Annotated in this window: 16 protein-coding genes; 9 read left to right on the top strand and 7 right to left on the bottom strand. The window is 64.2% G+C overall.

Annotated elements, in window-relative coordinates; all coding sequences use genetic code 11:
- The first annotated feature begins 197 nt into the window (after positions 1-197).
- Positions 198-1,643, top strand: coding sequence for a DEAD/DEAH box helicase (locus tag AB4Y44_RS05345; protein ID WP_342919904.1), 1,446 nt, complete (start codon positions 198-200; stop codon positions 1,641-1,643).
- A 368-nt stretch (positions 1,644-2,011) separates the two neighbouring features.
- Positions 2,012-2,887 carry a LysR substrate-binding domain-containing protein gene (locus AB4Y44_RS05340; protein WP_342919764.1) on the top strand — a complete coding sequence of 292 codons (876 nt, stop codon included), beginning with the start codon at positions 2,012-2,014 and terminating at the stop codon, positions 2,885-2,887.
- A gap of 17 nt (positions 2,888-2,904) precedes the next feature.
- Here AB4Y44_RS05340 and AB4Y44_RS05335 read toward each other — a convergent pair whose 3' ends face one another.
- Positions 2,905-3,135 carry a hypothetical protein gene (locus AB4Y44_RS05335; RefSeq protein WP_342919765.1) on the bottom strand — a complete coding sequence of 77 codons (231 nt, stop codon included), beginning with the start codon at positions 3,133-3,135 and terminating at the stop codon, positions 2,905-2,907.
- Between the two features lie 100 nt (positions 3,136-3,235).
- Positions 3,236-4,447 carry a polysaccharide pyruvyl transferase family protein gene (locus AB4Y44_RS05330; protein ID WP_368698895.1) on the bottom strand — a complete coding sequence of 404 codons (1,212 nt, stop codon included), beginning with the start codon at positions 4,445-4,447 and terminating at the stop codon, positions 3,236-3,238.
- Between the two features lie 182 nt (positions 4,448-4,629).
- Here AB4Y44_RS05330 and AB4Y44_RS05325 point away from each other — a divergent pair, with 182 nt between their 5' ends.
- Positions 4,630-5,055, top strand: coding sequence for a Fur family transcriptional regulator (locus AB4Y44_RS05325; RefSeq protein ID WP_028206271.1), 426 nt, complete (start codon positions 4,630-4,632; stop codon positions 5,053-5,055).
- Positions 5,056-5,079: 24 nt separating this feature from the next.
- Here the strand turns inward: AB4Y44_RS05325 and AB4Y44_RS05320 are convergent, their stop codons facing one another.
- Entirely contained in the window at positions 5,080-6,069 is a 990-nt protein-coding gene (locus AB4Y44_RS05320) for a zinc-dependent alcohol dehydrogenase family protein (protein WP_342919767.1), read from the bottom strand.
- 101 nt (positions 6,070-6,170) lie between these two features.
- On the opposite strand from AB4Y44_RS05320, the gene AB4Y44_RS05315 reads away from it, so the two are divergent.
- Complete coding sequence (locus AB4Y44_RS05315; RefSeq protein ID WP_342919768.1) at positions 6,171-7,076, top strand: LysR family transcriptional regulator; 906 nt, start codon at positions 6,171-6,173, stop codon at positions 7,074-7,076.
- A 16-nt stretch (positions 7,077-7,092) separates the two neighbouring features.
- Here AB4Y44_RS05315 and AB4Y44_RS05310 read toward each other — a convergent pair whose 3' ends face one another.
- Positions 7,093-7,884 carry an HpcH/HpaI aldolase/citrate lyase family protein gene (locus AB4Y44_RS05310; protein WP_368698894.1) on the bottom strand — a complete coding sequence of 264 codons (792 nt, stop codon included), beginning with the start codon at positions 7,882-7,884 and terminating at the stop codon, positions 7,093-7,095.
- A 285-nt stretch (positions 7,885-8,169) separates the two neighbouring features.
- Here AB4Y44_RS05310 and AB4Y44_RS05305 point away from each other — a divergent pair, with 285 nt between their 5' ends.
- Complete coding sequence (locus AB4Y44_RS05305) at positions 8,170-8,607, top strand: PRC-barrel domain-containing protein (protein WP_342919770.1); 438 nt, start codon at positions 8,170-8,172, stop codon at positions 8,605-8,607.
- A gap of 17 nt (positions 8,608-8,624) precedes the next feature.
- On the opposite strand, the gene AB4Y44_RS05300 is transcribed toward AB4Y44_RS05305, so the two are convergent.
- Positions 8,625-9,479, bottom strand: coding sequence for a DUF1989 domain-containing protein (locus AB4Y44_RS05300; RefSeq protein WP_133180720.1), 855 nt, complete (start codon positions 9,477-9,479; stop codon positions 8,625-8,627).
- A gap of 271 nt (positions 9,480-9,750) precedes the next feature.
- Here AB4Y44_RS05300 and AB4Y44_RS05295 point away from each other — a divergent pair, with 271 nt between their 5' ends.
- The 3 genes from AB4Y44_RS05295 to AB4Y44_RS05285 all read left to right on the top strand — a co-directional run bounded on the left by AB4Y44_RS05295 (position 9,751) and on the right by AB4Y44_RS05285 (position 12,154).
- Entirely contained in the window at positions 9,751-10,650 is a 900-nt protein-coding gene (locus AB4Y44_RS05295) for a LysR family transcriptional regulator (RefSeq protein WP_342919771.1), read from the top strand.
- 159 nt (positions 10,651-10,809) lie between these two features.
- Entirely contained in the window at positions 10,810-11,121 is a 312-nt protein-coding gene (locus AB4Y44_RS05290) for an antibiotic biosynthesis monooxygenase (RefSeq protein WP_069263021.1), read from the top strand.
- Positions 11,122-11,140: 19 nt separating this feature from the next.
- Positions 11,141-12,154, top strand: coding sequence for a zinc-binding alcohol dehydrogenase family protein (locus AB4Y44_RS05285; protein ID WP_368698893.1), 1,014 nt, complete (start codon positions 11,141-11,143; stop codon positions 12,152-12,154).
- A gap of 120 nt (positions 12,155-12,274) precedes the next feature.
- On the opposite strand, the gene AB4Y44_RS05280 is transcribed toward AB4Y44_RS05285, so the two are convergent.
- Together AB4Y44_RS05280 and AB4Y44_RS05275 are read right to left on the bottom strand one after the other, a co-directional pair.
- Positions 12,275-12,502 carry a hypothetical protein gene (locus AB4Y44_RS05280; RefSeq protein ID WP_042263805.1) on the bottom strand — a complete coding sequence of 76 codons (228 nt, stop codon included), beginning with the start codon at positions 12,500-12,502 and terminating at the stop codon, positions 12,275-12,277.
- Between the two features lie 246 nt (positions 12,503-12,748).
- Positions 12,749-13,243 carry a MarR family transcriptional regulator gene (locus AB4Y44_RS05275; protein WP_342919773.1) on the bottom strand — a complete coding sequence of 165 codons (495 nt, stop codon included), beginning with the start codon at positions 13,241-13,243 and terminating at the stop codon, positions 12,749-12,751.
- A 198-nt stretch (positions 13,244-13,441) separates the two neighbouring features.
- On the opposite strand from AB4Y44_RS05275, the gene AB4Y44_RS05270 reads away from it, so the two are divergent.
- On the top strand, positions 13,442-15,463 hold the full coding sequence (locus tag AB4Y44_RS05270) for an FAD-dependent oxidoreductase (RefSeq protein WP_368698892.1): 2,022 nt from the start codon (positions 13,442-13,444) through the stop codon (positions 15,461-15,463).
- The last annotated feature ends 22 nt before the right edge of the window (positions 15,464-15,485 follow it).

The following is a 15,485-nucleotide window of genomic DNA, read 5'->3' as shown; positions in this document are numbered from 1 at the left end:
TGGCTCTGGGTACCTACAGTAGCACATGAAGCGGTTCTGTACGATGACACACCAATACGGAACCTTTCATGTCCAGCGATGATGCCGGCGCGGCGCGCGGCACCGCTACGTTATTCAGCGGTGTTCACAGCGATCTTCTTGACCATCGAATCTGCGCGGTAACCGCTAAAATTGCGGTTTTAGCCCGGAATACGCCAATGTCTTTTGCCTCGCTTGGCCTGATCGAACCCTTGCTGCGTAACGTGCAAGACCTCAATTACCAGACACCTACGCCGGTGCAGGCCAAGGCGATTCCTGCCGTGCTCAGTGGCAAGGACGTCATGGCTGGGGCGCAGACCGGCACTGGCAAAACGGCGGGTTTTGCGCTGCCGCTGCTGCAACGGCTGGTGCAGCACGGCCCGGCGGTGTCCAGCAACCGCGCGCGTGTCCTGGTGCTGGTGCCCACGCGTGAACTGGCTGAGCAAGTGCTGCAAAGCTTTATCGCTTACGGCAAAGGCCTCGACTTGCGATTGCTGGCAGCCTACGGCGGCGTGAGTATCAACCCGCAGATGATGAAACTGCGCAAAGGCGTGGATGTGCTCGTTGCCACGCCGGGCCGTTTGCTGGATCTCAATCGCCAGAACGCCGTGCAGTTTGACCAGGTACAAACGCTGGTGCTGGACGAAGCCGACCGCATGCTGGATCTGGGCTTTGCGCGCGAACTCAACGCCGTCTTTGCTGCGTTGCCGGCTCAGCGCCAGACCCTGCTGTTCTCCGCCACGTTTACCGACGATATCCGCGCCATGGCGGCAGGCATTCTGCGCAGCCCGGTCAATATCAGCGTCAGCCCGCCCAATGCCACGGCCAGCAAGATCAAGCAGTGGGTGGTGCCGGTGGATAAAAGGAACAAGCCTGACCTCTTCATGCACCTCGTGGCCGAGAACAACTGGGAGCACGCGCTGGTGTTCGTCAAAACCCGCAGTGGCGTCGATTATCTGGCGGCCATGCTGGACGAAGCGGGCTATGCGGTGGACACCATCCACGGCGATAAACCGCAACCCGCGCGCCTGCGTGCGCTGGAGCGCTTCAAGTCGGGCGAAGTCAATATGCTGGTGGCCACCGATGTGGCTGCACGCGGGCTCGATATCGACGACCTGCCGCTGGTGATCAACGTCGATCTGCCGATCGTGGCGCAAGACTACGTGCACCGTATTGGCCGTACCGGCCGCGCGGGCGCCAGCGGCGTGGCGGTGTCGCTCGTGTGTGCCGATGAAGCGCCGCAACTGGCCGCGATTGAAGCGCTGATCCGGCAAACGCTGCCCCGTGAAGAAGAGCCGGGTTTTGAAGCCGAACACCGCGTGCCGCAAACCAGCGCGACTGGCCAGCTCATCAAGAAACCCAAAAAGCCCAAGAAGCCCAAAGTGCCGCAAGCTGCGCCGGGCGCCATGCAGGTGCCCAGCAAAAAACCGCTCCCGCAGAGTGGCGAAAACAAGCGCAAGCCTGCGGCGCAGCGCGTTGTTGCCGCGGGTAAGGACACAAGTTTCACGAGCGGTAGCCCATTCAGTGTGCAGAAGCCGCGCAGCAAACCCGCCACCAAGCCAGCTGCGGGTTCACGCAAGCCGGCTGGCAAACCCGCTGGTGGCCGCGGTAAACGCCAACCCTGATCCGTTGGGATGAGCAACGCCGGCACAACCGGGCTCAGCGCGGCCAATGCCTGCGAGAGACGACAGCGAAGCTTACGGCGATCGCACCTGTCGCCGCGCGAAGCGGTGCCTCGTGCGTCACGTCGCCGAAGCGAGAACGGCGACTGCGCCCTTTGCGCGAATCGGAGTTGCTGATCAGGGGCGTATTGGATTCGCTGTCGACAGCCGTTTTGCCGTCGGCTTCGGATTCAGGGGCCGCCTGGGGGCCGTTAGCCGGCAAGGTTCGAATTGGCATTGCGGATGATTCTCGAGAAGGACATGTCCATATTGAACTCCCCGCCAATCGATCAGTAAAATGAATGTTCTTACCAGTACGATTACTTTTCCGAATGGAACTGAAATTACTGAGGACGTTTCTGACGGTTACCGAACTGCGCCATTTCAGCCGCGCGGCGGATGCGCTGCACATGAGTCAGCCGGCACTCAGCAAGCAGATCGGCGCATTGGAGGCGAGCCTCGGTGGCAGGCTGTTCGAACGCGGTCGGCACGGCGCGCAGCTCACGCCATTTGGCGAGACGTTCCTGTCCGATGCACAGGCGCTCGTACGCGACGCCGATGAAATCCTGTTGCGCGCGCGAGAAGCGAGCAGCGGCCGGCACGGCCATCTGCGCCTCGGGATCTGCCTGTCCGTACTGACAATTGTGCCGAAGCTCATCGCCGATTTTCGGGAGCAGCATCCCGCCGTCACCGTCACCCTGAGCGACCTCTCTTCCGCCGAGCAAACGCGCCGTCTTCTGGCGGGCAAGCTGGATGCCGGTTTCCTTCGCTTGCCCGCCGCGGATGGTCTCTCGTCGTTCAAAGTCGTAGACGAGGGACTTGCACTCGCATTGCCGCCGCACCTTCGGTACACACGCCTTCCGGCGAATCTCGACGCGCTCAATGAAACCGGCTTCATCTCGCTAGTGCGTGCACGCGGGCCGGGGCTCGCTGCACAGATCGACCGATGGTGCATCGAGCACCGCTTCGTGCCGAAGGTGACGCAGCAGGCCGAGGACATCCAGTCGGTCCTGACTTCGGTCGCCGCGGGAGTGGGCATTGCGTTCATTCCGTCTCGTGCACGACACCTGCTGCGGGATGCTACGGTACTGCCGCTTCATGGCAAGAACGCGAAGTGGCGCGTGGGACTCGCATGGCCTTCCATGCGCGAAGATCCGGTGACGGCGCGCTTTGTTGCGTTCTTGCGCGCCGCAATGAAAGGCGCGTAGTGGCTGCGCCGCCGTTCTCAGAACTTGTGTACCAGGCCGACCCCAATGCCGCGCGTGTCGCTGCCGGGAGCGACCGTCAAGCCCGAATACGCGGTGCCGGAGAGCGTGTATTGCGCCTGATTCCGGTTCTGGAGAAAGCCGGCCGCGGTATAGAGTTCGGTCGCTTTGGACAGCGAGTACTCGAACAGCAGGCCTAACTGCTGCGCGTTGTTGCTCTTGCCGGTGCGATCGTGCAGGTAACCGTACATCAGCGACACCAGTATGGAAGAGAAAAATTTGCGAATGGTTGTGCAAAAAACGTCTGACTGAGAGCAGTGTCGTCGCCGTCTTACAGGGTTTTTGCACGGCCTATGGCCGATTCTCGGCAACCACGGTTTCGAATTCCACCCGATAGCGCCGTGCAAGTGCGGATGCGGTTTCGCGCAGTGATTCGCAATCGGTCGCCAGTGCATTGGCAACCGCATCGGCAAGATTGCCCGGATTCACAACGCCCGCGAGACCCGCTGCTTCCCATGTCCGCACATAAGCCGCATGCTTGCTTGCCTCGAGAGAATGATCAGGATGACTGATATTGACGCGAGGCAGCGCGTACGCCATTGCAACGATGCGACCATGCAGGCTGCTGCCGCAATAGATGCGGCTTCCGGCAATCAGCGCACAGATGTCCCAGACGTTCAGCGAGGCAAACACGCGAACGCGAGCCGCGCGCAGTCGAGCCGCGAGCCGCTCGTACACCGCGAGGTCGTCATGCCAGGGAGCGGCGCCCGCGCGAAACAGCACAATACCCAGGTCGTGCCGCTGCGCCGCGAGTTCGAGCTGGGTGGCGAGCGTATCGAGCGTGGCATCGTCGCCGAAGTCAGCGCTGAATTGCACGGCTGCATAACCGCGCGGGAACGCCTGCCGCACGTCGCGCATTGCGAGGGCCGTGGCGTGCCGGCGTATTGCCGTGCCGAACAGGACCGCCGTCATCGTGGCGGGGTCCGGTATCAGGCGGGCTGCGATGCCCCGTTGCGCGAGCAGCGCCTGGGTTCGACGGTCGCGCACGCTCACCACGTCCGCGGATTGCAGCGCGGCGAGCACATCGGCGCCCAACTGCGCATTGCGCGCATCGAGCTCGACGCCGCCCACCGCGTTGAACGAGAGATGCTGCACGCGCACGCCCGGCAACGCGGACTTCGAAAGCACATACGGCGCGAGCGACGCCACGCCGACATGCCGGTGCGCCCACGCGCGCCCGTTACGCAGCCATGCATCCTCGGCGGCAATGAGCGCCGGCGCGCGCTGCGGCGGTGCGAGCATCACGGCGGCCTCCCACGCATTGCAGGTCAGCAACTCGCCGCCTGCGTGGATCACGTTCACCGGGCGGCCGCGCGCGACAGCGGCGATACGCGCGAGTGCGACCGTGGCTGGCCCGCCATCCCCACGCGGATCGCGCGCGGCGAGCCCGGCGAACAGCAGTTCGCGGCGTGGCAGCATGCGCGCCGCCACTAGCGCGATTAGCAGGTCGCCGAAGTTGTGCCGGTCGAACGCGCCGAAGATCACCGTGGGCGTGGAAGCCATGCGGGCCTCAGGTCGTACTTCGGTTCAATATCCGCCAGTCCCATTTTCCGAATCATACGGCGCCGCAGCATAAAGTGGGGCCGCAAGTCAGGCCGCAACGTGCCGCTTCGCCATACTGACATAAGGAAACCTTAAGCATTCTCGGGGAAACTGTCGGCCTTGCCGACGTGTGTTTCCTGCGTATGAGAACGGTCTACTCCGAACTGAAGAGCGCGCGACTGCGCCCTACATCCAGCCGCGTGGCCGTGCTGAAGGTATTTCATGACGCGCCGCACGAGCATCTAACGGCCGACCAGGTCTTTCGCCGCATCGCAAAAGATGTGGAGCAATGCAGCCTGGCGAGCGTGTATCGCGCGCTTGCGCAGCTGATGGAATCGTCGCTGCTCGACAGCACGTGGGTTGGTGAAACGCGCGTGGTGTACGAGCTTGGGCGTGGCGCGCCGCATGCGCACCTCGTGTGCGAGAGCTGCAAGACCGTGGTGGACATCGACGAGCCGATGCTGCAGGAACAGCACGCCGCCATCGCGGCGGCGAAACGCTTTCGCTATACGCATTCGAGTCTCGTCGTTTTCGGGCTTTGCGCCCAGTGCGCCGCGGCTTCGTCGTAAACTGGCGCATGGCCGGCGCAAGATTCAGAGCGTGACGACCACCTTTCCGAACTGCTCGTTCGACTCCAGAAAGCGGTGCGCCTCGACGATCTGCTCGAAGGGGAACGTCCTCGCTATGACGGGCCGTAGTGCCTCCGCTTTCAAGCCGTCCAGAATGAAGGTTTTGGCGCGCTCCAGCCAGTCAGGATTGCCAATTACCTCATGGACGAGGTAGCCACGCAACGTCAGCGTTTTGCCCAGCACTGCGGGCAAGGGAAAGGGCGTGGGCTCGCGGCTCAGGCCGCCGTATTCGATCAGTATGCCGCCGCGCGACATCGAAGCCGTGAGCGGCTCGAACAATGAACCGCCGATTGCGTCGAGCACGACGCGCGCGCCTTCGTTGCCCGTGATGCCGGCGAGCCGGGCGGCCACGTCTTCTTCGCTAGTGGCGATCACGTGAGCGGCGCCGGCGTCGAGCAAGGCGCGCCGCTTGGCGGCAGTCCGCGTGATGGCGACCGGCGTCGCGCCGGAGCGGTTCGCGATCTGGATCGCGGCCAGTCCAACGCTGCTCGATGCCGCGGTGATGACCACGACTTCGCCGCGCTGAAGCCCGGCGATCTCCACGAGCGCGCCATAGGCAGTGAGATACGCCATCCAGAGCGCCGCTGCCTGTTCCCAAGCCAGTGAAGGCGGATGCCGCACCACGAATTGCGCGGGGAAATTCACGCGCTCGCCGTGAACGGGCCAACGCGCCATCGAGATCGGCGGAATGAAACTCACCGCGTCGCCGGGCGCGAGCGCCAGGACGCCTTCGCCAACGGCATCCACCACGCCAGCCGCCTCCAGCCCGATCCCCGACGGCAGCGCGGGCGTTTCGATATAGGTGCCCGCGCGCATGAGCGCTTCCGCGCGATTGAGTCCGAGCGCCTTGACCCGTATCGCGACCTCGCCGGGGCCGGGCGGCGCAAGCTCGACTTCTTCGATGCGCAACACTTCGGGGCCCCCATGCCGATGAAAACGAACCGCGCGTGCCATATGCCGACTCCTGAATGATTGGAACGAATCCACTGTACCTACGCAGGAATCAGCGATAAATTGCAAATCGACATCGACACTCGTAACGGATCGTTTCGAATATGGACCGCTTGACCAGCATGCAAGTGTTCGTGAAGGCCGTGGATCTGGGGTCGTTTGCGGCGGCTGCCGAGGCGCTGGACCTATCCGCGCCGATGGTTGGCAAACATGTGCAATGGCTCGAGGCGCGTCTTGCCGTGCGGCTCATCAACCGGACCACGCGGCGCCAGAGCGTGACGGAGTTCGGCCGCGCCTACTACGAGCGCTGCAAGCTGATCCTCGCGGAAGCCGATGCCGCCGACGCCCTCGCCGCCGACCAGCTCGGCGAGCCGCGCGGACGCTTGCGCATCACCATGCCGGTGCATTTCGGGCGGCATTGCGCGATGCCTGTGCTCATGCGTTTCGCGCGCCGCTATCCGGGTATCGAACTCGATCTTTCGATGAACGATCGCTTCGTCGATCTGGCCGACGACGGCTACGACCTCGCGATCCGTACCGGAGCGCTGGAGGACAGCGCCGACCTCGTCGCGCGCCGCGTGGCGCGGCAGCGCATGACGGTGTGTGCGTCGCCCGCATGGCTGGCGGCGCATCGGAGGCCCGCAACGCTCGACGATCTCGCCCAGCATGAAGCGATCATGTATCGCCGCTCGGGCCGTGTGCCGCCGTGGCGCTTTACCGGCGAGGACGAGGGCGAGCCGCCCGTCGAGATCACGCCGCCCAGCCGCTTTCGTCTGGACGATCTTGCCGCGATCGCCGACGCCGTCGCGGCGGCCGAAGGGCTCGGATGGCTGCCGTTCTGGCTCGTGCGCGAGCGGGTTCGCGAAGGCGCGCTGGTGGAGTTGTTGCCTGCGCAACGGAGCTTTCTCTACGACGCGTATGCGATATGGCTGCGCACGCCGCACGTGCCGATGCGAGTGCGGCTGGCCGTGGAGGAGCTGGCGCAGGCGTTGCCGGAGATGATGGAGTGAGAATGAGCGAGTCGCCCTAGCTTTTCTCCGCGGGCGCCGTTGCCGCCTGGACGATGCCGCGCGCCGCTTGCTCGATCATCACCACGTCGAACGCGAGCAGCAACATGCGATAGCCGGCGGCGCGCTTCCTCTGCGCCGTTTGCGCATCGAGCGCCACGCCGCCCAGCGGCGTGCCCGCGCGCTTCACCTTCTCCTCGGCCTCGTGCACGAGCGCCTGCACGTCAGGGTGATCGAACTGGCCCGGCACGCCAAGGCTCATCGAAAGATCGAACGAGGCGATCGCCGCCACGTCGATGCCGGGTACCGCGAGGATCTCATCGAGCTGCTCGACGGATTGTGCGTCCTCGATCGTGACGATGTTCAGCAGTTCCGAATCCGCGACGCGAATGTAATCGGGGCCGCTCACGCCCCAGCGCGCGGCGGCGAGCGAAGGCGCGAAGCCGCGCGAGCCGTTGGGCGGATAGCGCAGCGACTCGCTCGCCTTGCGCGCGAGTTCGGGCGTCGCAATCATCGGGAAGTTGATGCCCATGGCGCCCGTTTCCAGTGCGGTCTTGACGAGCCAGGGCTCGGTCCACGGAATCCGCACGATGGGCGTGACCAGCGTGCCGCGCGTGGCGGCCACCATGGCGTGGAGGCTTTGCATGTCGATGGGGCCGTGCTCCATGTCGAAGATCAGCACGTCCACGCCGCTCGCCGCGAGTACCTGCACGAGCCCCACGCTCGGCAGCTCGACCATGAATGCGGTCAGGTTTGCGCCGGCCGCGAGTTTGGCCTTGGCGCGATTGTGGCGGGCGGGCAGGGCGGACATGTCGTTCTCCAGGAGCCAAGGCGGCGTGAAGTTCGTGCCGAACTCCGTACGTTTTCCATCCTGATCGAGGATGCGCGCGTTGCCCGATTTTCTCCAGCGACGGTTCGCCGAGGTCTTTCGAAGGCTTGGCAGCGTTTTCGCCCCCACCTGCTTCGTGCCTGTTCGCGCAAGCAGCTTGAGCGCATCCCCGCCCCATACCGGCTAACATGATATCCCGCCTGCAGTCTCGCGCTGACTCGCAACGACCTGCGCGGCGAACTAACCGGAATACAGGAGCGAAAGAAAATGCTTTTCCGCAAGACGATATTGGCCGTAGCCGCATTCAGCGCCGTGCTGGCCAGTGCCAGCGCGAATGCCCAGATCGCGGGCGCGCAGCCCTTGAGCGTTTCGGTCGAGCAGTCGCAGGCGCTGCTCGAAGGCTGGAGCGTGAAGAAGAGCGTCCTCGGCAAGCCCGTTTATAACGACGACAACGTGAAGATCGGCACTGTGCGCGACCTGATCGTGGCACCGGACGGCTCGGTTTCCGCGGCCATCGTTTCGGCGGGCGGTTTCCTCGGCGTCGGCTCGCACGACGTGGCCGTGCCCATCGCTTCGCTCGACGTGCGCCAGGGCAATCTCTATCTGCCCGGCGCAACCAAGGAAGCGCTGAAGGCCACGCCTGCCTTCCAATATGCGAAGGTCGAGTCGCCGCCGAAGCCGAAGAAGGTCGAGAAGCAGCAGTAAGCTAGAGCCGTCGCGTTTCAGCAGCCGCACTTCCAGTCCGGCTGCTGCAACGCCATGCCGTGCAGGCCGCGATATTCGGCGACAGGCGGCGAAGACCAGCCTTCCAGCAGCGCCGGCGCCAGCCGGTAGATCTCGATGCCGAGCGGCCGGCAGACTTCCAGCGGGTCGCGTGCATCGGGTCCCCACATCGGCAGTGAAAGGTCGCCGCCGGGGCAGGTGGAAAGCGCGCACAACAGGTCGATCTCGGCGAAAAACTCGAGATAGTCGCCCTTCTTCGCCGGGCAGGCCTTCATGAAATACTTGTCCTCCAGATTCAGGCCCGTGCACTGGAACACGTTGAGCACGTCGTGCACGTCGTATTCGGTGAGCCCGTACGGCGCGATCGCGCGCGTGAGGTTCGAGTGACAGTGGAAATGAAAGTCCTCGCCGGTCAGCATGCGGTTCACGTAGGGGTCGCAGCGTGTGCCGAGCAGGTCGTGAACGCGCCCGCCGTGCTCGTCCACGCCGTAGTCGGCGAGGCTGTCGTCGGTGATGGTAACGAGCGGGCGCAGGAAGGGCAGCGTCGACCACAGACGGTCGAAAGTGCTCACGTGTGCTTGCTGGAGCTGGCGCGTGCGCGAAGCCCACATGCGTTCGCGCGGATCGTGCCGGTTCCACAGATTGAGGTCTGCCACCTGTGGGCCTTCGATGGTCACGATGCGGAACACGTGTCCCGCGGGCACACTCCAGGCTTGCCCCGAGCGTATCGGCACGACGATCGATTCGATTAGCTCGCGCTGATCTTTCTCTTCGGCGATGCGGCGGTAAAAGGGCTTGTTCACGTCGAGCGCGGAGCCCTTGGTCGACTGGTAGGCGGCGGGATAATTCAGCATTGCCTCGTACTCCTGTATGAAACGACCTGTGCCCGCATTCGCGATGCCGATGGCGCTCAGCGCAGCGTTAGCGGGATGTCTGCTGGGGAGTATAGGAATCGCGCAACGGTAAGCCAAAGATTGTTCAACGATCGCAATATTGGGGATTCGCGGACTTTTTGGCGTGTTCGGGGCTACCCGCCCGTGCGGTGCCTTCGTGTACAGTTCGCTTACTCCATGACCGCGGCGCCGGCTTCCGAGGCGAGCGCAGCCCAACGAGACGCGACGGTACATGATCAGACTGGAAGACCTCGTCATCTTTATCAGTGCGGCGGACAACGGCAGCCTCTCGGCCGCCGCGCGCCAACTCGATCTCACGCCCGCCGTGGCGAGCGCGGGCCTCAAGCGCCTCGAAACCGAACTCGGCACGCGCTTGCTCGCACGCTCCACGCGCAGCCTGCGCCTCACGCCGGACGGCGAGCGCTACCTCGAATACGCGCGCGGCGTCATGGAGCAGGTGGAGGCGGGCCAGAACGCCGTGGCGCATGGGCGCAAGATGATCGGCGGCACGGTGTCGCTGTCGATTCCCTCCGACCTCGGGCGCAACGTGCTCGCGCGCTGGCTCGACGAGTTTCAGGCGCAGCATCCTGCGGTGTCGTTCCAGGTGCACATTGGCGACCACGTGACCGACATGTTCCGGTCGCCGGTTGCCGTGGCGGTTCGCTACGGCGTGCCCGAAGATTCCACCCTCGTCGCGCTGCCGCTCGCGCCCGACAACCGGCGCGTGCTGTGCGCCGCGCCCGGCTATTTCGCGCGTCACGGCAAACCCGCGACGCCTGCCGATCTCTCGCGCCACAACTGTCTGCGCTTCGCGCTGAGCGACACGCTGCACGACCGCTGGACCTTCTACCGCGGCGACGAAGCGAGCGTCGTGAACGTGCAGGGCAACCGCAGCAGCGACGACGGCGAACTCGTGCGCCGCTGGGCCGTGGCGGGGCATGGCCTGGCGTACAAGTCGCGTCTGGACGTGCTCGCCGATATCCAGGCGGGGCGCCTCGAAACCGCGCTCGACGCGTTTCAGGGCGAAGGCGCGCCGCTGCATCTCGTCTGCGCGCACCGCACGATGCTCTCGCCGACCGTCAACGCACTGCGCGATTGGCTGCGCGGTCGCATTGCCGCGTATCTCGCCTGATATTTGAATCCGCGGTCAGTCCGCTCGCTGTTCGGTACCGGGCCCGATCGCCCCCTCGATCTTCAAAGCGGCGTTGAAGCTGAATTCGCCGTTTGCCCCTATGCGCGCCGGGCGCGCTGGCCGATTATTCGTACGAAGACGAACGGCACGGAGGCTCGGATGATCGTCGCGATAGGCCGCTTTTACCTGCGAGCCGACAAGATTTCGCGTTTCGAGGCGGCGTGGCTGCGCGTATGCCCGCTGCTCACGAACAAGCCGGGTTATCGCGGGCATCGCCTCGGACCGCAGTGCGAAGACGAAGGCTGCTACGTGCTGGAAGTGGAATGGGACTCGCTCGACGCGCAGAGCGCGTTCATGATGCACGGCGATTTCCAGACCTTTCTGCACACGCTGTGGCCGTACTTCTCGGCCGACCCCGACCTCTATCACTTCGAGCCGCTCGTTCAACAAAGCCGGTTTCCCGCAATTTGACTGTCTGGAGGTATTCACGATGAAAGCGACTGGTTATTACCGCAATCTCCCCATCAGCGACGCCGAATCGCTGATCGATCTCGAACTCCCCGAGCCGCAGCCGGGCCCGCAGGATCTGCTCGTCGAAGTGCACGCGGTGTCGGTGAACCCGGTCGACGTGAAGGTGCGCGCGAACAAGGCGCCCGAAAACGGCGAGCCGAAAGTGATCGGCTGGGACGCGAGCGGCGTCGTGCGCGCCGTGGGCCGGGAGGTGACGCTCTTCAAGCCGGGCGACCGGGTGTGGTATGCGGGCTCGCTGCTGCGCCCGGGCACCAACAGCGAATTGCACGTAGTGGACGAGCGCATCGTGGGCCGCATGCCGCAAAGTCTCAACTTCGCCGAGGCGGCTGCGTTGCCGCTCACCTCCATCACGGCGTGGGAGTTGCTGTTCGACCGCCTCAAGGTGCCCGAGGGCACGGCGCCTTCCGGCGACTCGCTGCTCGTGATCGGCGCGGCGGGCGGCGTGGGCTCGATTCTCGTGCAGTTGGCGCGCAGGCTCACGGGCCTCACGGTGATCGGCACGGCGTCGCGGCCTGAAACGTCGAAGTGGGTGAGCGAGCTGGGCGCGCATCACGTCATCGATCATACGAAGCCGCTTTCGCAGGAGCTCAAGCGTATCGGCATGGAAGGCGTGGACTATATCGCGAGCCTGAATCAGACCGACCGTCACTTCGATGAGATCGTCGCCTCGATCAATCCGCAGGGACATTTCGCGCTGATCGACGACCCGGAGCTGTTCGACTTCCGCAAGCTCAAGATGAAGAGCGTGGCCCTGCATTGGGAATTCATGTTTACGCGCTCGATGTTCGGGACGAAAGACCAGATTCGCCAGCATGATCTGCTCGACCGCATGGCTTCGCTCATCGACGAGGGCGTGTTGCGCACGACCCTCAACGAGAGCTTCGGGACCATCAATGCGGCGAACCTGCGTCGGGCGCACGAGCTCGTGGAGACCAACCGCTCGCGCGGCAAGCTCGTGCTCGAAGGGTTTTAAATCGCACCGTCCGTCACACGAACACGCCGTCGATCTCCGGGTCGATGGCGAGCGCCGGCAGCAATTGCGTGAGCGGACTGCACGGCTCGACGGCAAGCTATGCCGTCGAGCGTGAGCGCATCAGCGTGAAGTGTCGGGGCGCTTCCAGTGCGCGTTGGCGTGCTTGTCCGTAATGCGGACCTTCGCCAGCAGCGGCTTATAGCCTCTCAGGACGATCTCGCTGATCGCGAGAAGCTCGGAGCGAAAGATGTTCTCGGCGAATTTGCTGCCGTCCGCGAACTCCAGGGCGTAGCCATCGATTGGCCCCCATTGGCCTCTCGGTAACGGTTCGATATAGACGTCCATCATCAGTCTCCATTGATTAACAAGCGAATAAGAAGCGTCACTGGATTCAGTCTATCGCAGTGAAAGACGCCTTCCCCGCAGGTTTTTTGCGCCGCAATTTCCTTGTCGTTCAATGGTTTACGCGATGTCTTTCACGATAAGAGAAGGTGTCCTTCCATGTGCAATTGCTGGCCTGCATCGGGAAATGCGGAATTTGCACACACCGGGCGCGCATTGCACGATATGAAAGCGCGAGCATGCATTCACAATTCACTCCTCTTCGCGCGGCGCCGGTTCGCCGAGATCGATCTCGTCCATGCCCTTGTTCAGTTGATTGAGGAAGTGCACGAGCGAAACCTTGTCGTCGAAGCGAAAGCTTGCGAGCGCCTGGCGATAGAACTCGTAGATCTTCGGCTGCAGGCTCTCCCAGAACACCTTGCCCTGGTCCGTGAGCACGACTTTTTTCGCGCGCCGGTCCACGGTGTCTGCCACGCGCAGCACATGCTCGTCGCGCTCCAGGCGCTTGAGCACGCCGTCGAGACTCTGGCGGCTCACCACGAGATAGTCGGCCAGTTCGGAAAACGACATGCCCCCTGCCACCTGCGGTCGCGACAGCGCGCCGAGCACCGACCACTGCACGGTCGTGATGCCGAGCGCCTTGGTCGTCTGCCGGTCGAGCGTGTTGCCCGCCTGGAACAGCCGGAAGAACAAGCGGTTGTGAATCGACGAGACGGATTGGTCGTACGAAGGGTCGTTCTGGGTCATGGGCGCCTTTCGGTCGCCGCGCGAGTGCGGCGGGCAATGAGACAAATACCTGATACGAAAATAATGAAGGGAAGTGGGCGCGCCGTTCATTTGGGCAATACCCCTCCTCGTACCCTCAATATATATCATGATGTTGACGTAATTAGGGGCCTCGCCTAGAGTGTGGAAACGACGTACGAGAATATCAAGAGACATCCCATGGCGAGCTACGACCGGCTTTTGACCCCGCTTCGCGTTGGCGCGACGCTGCTACCCAACCGCATGGTGATGGGCGCGATGCACACGCGGCTCGAAACGCTCGACCGTCCGCATGAGCGCCTCGCCGCGTTCTATGCGGCGCGCGCGGCCGGCGAGATCGGCCTGATTCTGAGCGGCGGGTTCTCGCCGAACGCCGAAGGCGTGATGGAGGCGGGTGGCCCGCTCTTCAATCGCGCGGAGCAGGTCGACGAGCATCGCGCCGTGACGCGCGCGGTTCACGAGGCGGGCGGCAAGATCGTGCTGCAGATCCTGCACGCGGGCCGTTATGCGAAGGTGCCGGAGTGCGTGGGGCCCACGGCCGCCAAGGCGAGAATCAACGCGTACGCGCCTCGCGCGCTCAGTACTCAGGAAGTGCGCGCCACCATCGATGACTTCGCCCGCACGGCGGCGCTGGCGGTCCAGGCCGGCTACGACGGCGTGGAGATCATGGGCTCGGAAGGCTATCTCATCAACGAGTTCACGGCCGCCGTCACCAACGCGCGCGACGACGAATTCGGCGGCGACTTCGCAGGCCGCATCCGCTTTGCGCTCGAGATCGTGCGCGCCGTGCGCGCGCAAATGGGCCGCGAGCCGATGCTGATCTACCGCATCTCTTCCATCGACCTCGTGGATGGCGGCATGAGCGGCGCCGAGATCGCGGCGTTCGCGAAGGAGATCGAAGCGGCCGGCGCGGACCTCATCAACACGGGCATGGGCTGGCACGAATCGGCGGTGCCAACCATCGCGGCATGCGTGCCGCGCGCGGCCTGGCGCGACGCGATTCGCAACGTCAAACAGGCGGTGTCGATTCCGGTGATGGCGTCGAACCGCATCAACACGCCCGAAGTCGCGGAAGAACTGCTCGCCTCCGGTGTGGCCGATCTCGTTTCGATGGCGCGCCCGCTGCTCGCCGACCCGGACTTCGCGAAGAAGACGCGGCTTGGCGTGGCCGACGAAATCAACACCTGCATCGGCTGCAATCAGGCCTGCCTCGACCGCATCTTCACGGAACGCACCGCGACCTGCCTCGTCAATCCGCGCGCGGGGCGCGAGATCGAGTTCGCGGCGGCCAAGGCCTTGCAGCCCAAACGTATCGCGGTCGTGGGCGGCGGACCGGCCGGCATGGCGTTCGCGATCAACGCCGCCGAACGTGGCCATACGCTCACGCTGTTCGAAGCGCATGCGCGGCTGGGCGGCCAGTTGAATCTGGCGAAGGTCGTGCCCGGTAAAGCCGAGTTTCACGAGATGCTGCGCTATTTCGAGGTGCGGCTAAAGCGGCTTGGCGTGACATTGCGGCTCGGGCAGGCCGCAACGGCCGATGAACTCGCCAGCGACGCGTTCGACGAGATCGTCATCGCCGCCGGCGTCACGCCGCGCGTGCCCGATATCGTGGGTGTCGATCATCCGAAGGCGGTGTCGTATCTCGACGTGCTCGCGGGCAAGGTCGAAGTGGGCGCGCGCGTGGCGATCGTCGGCGCGGGCGGCATCGGCTTCGACGTGGCCGAGTATCTGCTGGGCGACGCGCAGGAATCGCTGGACCGTGGCGTGTTTTTCCGCGCGTGGGGCGTCGATCCCGCGAATGCGGATGCGGGCGGTCTCACGCGTAGCGACGCTCATGGCGCGCCGCGCCGTAGCGTTCACATGTTCCAGCGCAAGGAGGAACCGCTCGGCAGGGGTCTCGGCAAATCGACGGGATGGATCCTGAAGGCGAGACTGCGCAAGGCCAACGTGATGATGACGTCGGGCGTGACCTATGACGCGATCGACGACGAAGGTCTGCATTATTGCGTCGATGGCAAGCCGCATGTGATTGCCGTCGATCATGTCGTGCTGTGCGCGGGTCAGAATTCGAACCGGGCGCTCTACGATGAACTCGTCGCGCGCGCAGCGAAACCGAAGGTGATAGGCGGCGCCGATGTCGCCGCCGAACTCGATGCGTTGCGTGCCATCGATCAGGCCACGCGGCTCGCGATGACGATGTGACGGCGCCGCCGGCGCGCGCTAG

It is taken from the genome of Paraburkholderia sp. BR10937, assembly GCF_040965695.1.
GTDB lineage: Bacteria > Pseudomonadota > Gammaproteobacteria > Burkholderiales > Burkholderiaceae > Paraburkholderia.
Note: the sequence above shows the minus strand (reverse complement) of the source record. Positions and strands in the feature narration are given on the sequence as shown.

Bases quoted from the DNA above. Each gene is read 5' to 3' on its own strand.
- AB4Y44_RS05345 (WP_342919904.1), top strand. From the start codon at position 198: ATGTCTTTTGCCTCGCTTGGCCTGATCGAACCCTTGCTGCGTAACGTG.
- AB4Y44_RS05340 (WP_342919764.1), top strand. From the start codon at position 2,012: ATGGAACTGAAATTACTGAGGACGTTTCTGACGGTTACCGAACTGCGC.
- AB4Y44_RS05335 (WP_342919765.1), bottom strand. From the start codon at position 3,135: ATGTACGGTTACCTGCACGATCGCACCGGCAAGAGCAACAACGCGCAG.
- AB4Y44_RS05330 (WP_368698895.1), bottom strand. From the start codon at position 4,447: ATGGCTTCCACGCCCACGGTGATCTTCGGCGCGTTCGACCGGCACAAC.
- AB4Y44_RS05325 (WP_028206271.1), top strand. From the start codon at position 4,630: ATGAGAACGGTCTACTCCGAACTGAAGAGCGCGCGACTGCGCCCTACA.
- AB4Y44_RS05320 (WP_342919767.1), bottom strand. From the start codon at position 6,069: ATGGCACGCGCGGTTCGTTTTCATCGGCATGGGGGCCCCGAAGTGTTG.
- AB4Y44_RS05315 (WP_342919768.1), top strand. From the start codon at position 6,171: ATGGACCGCTTGACCAGCATGCAAGTGTTCGTGAAGGCCGTGGATCTG.
- AB4Y44_RS05310 (WP_368698894.1), bottom strand. From the start codon at position 7,884: ATGTCCGCCCTGCCCGCCCGCCACAATCGCGCCAAGGCCAAACTCGCG.
- AB4Y44_RS05305 (WP_342919770.1), top strand. From the start codon at position 8,170: ATGCTTTTCCGCAAGACGATATTGGCCGTAGCCGCATTCAGCGCCGTG.
- AB4Y44_RS05300 (WP_133180720.1), bottom strand. From the start codon at position 9,479: ATGCTGAATTATCCCGCCGCCTACCAGTCGACCAAGGGCTCCGCGCTC.
- AB4Y44_RS05295 (WP_342919771.1), top strand. From the start codon at position 9,751: ATGATCAGACTGGAAGACCTCGTCATCTTTATCAGTGCGGCGGACAAC.
- AB4Y44_RS05290 (WP_069263021.1), top strand. From the start codon at position 10,810: ATGATCGTCGCGATAGGCCGCTTTTACCTGCGAGCCGACAAGATTTCG.
- AB4Y44_RS05285 (WP_368698893.1), top strand. From the start codon at position 11,141: ATGAAAGCGACTGGTTATTACCGCAATCTCCCCATCAGCGACGCCGAA.
- AB4Y44_RS05280 (WP_042263805.1), bottom strand. From the start codon at position 12,502: ATGATGGACGTCTATATCGAACCGTTACCGAGAGGCCAATGGGGGCCA.
- AB4Y44_RS05275 (WP_342919773.1), bottom strand. From the start codon at position 13,243: ATGACCCAGAACGACCCTTCGTACGACCAATCCGTCTCGTCGATTCAC.
- AB4Y44_RS05270 (WP_368698892.1), top strand. From the start codon at position 13,442: ATGGCGAGCTACGACCGGCTTTTGACCCCGCTTCGCGTTGGCGCGACG.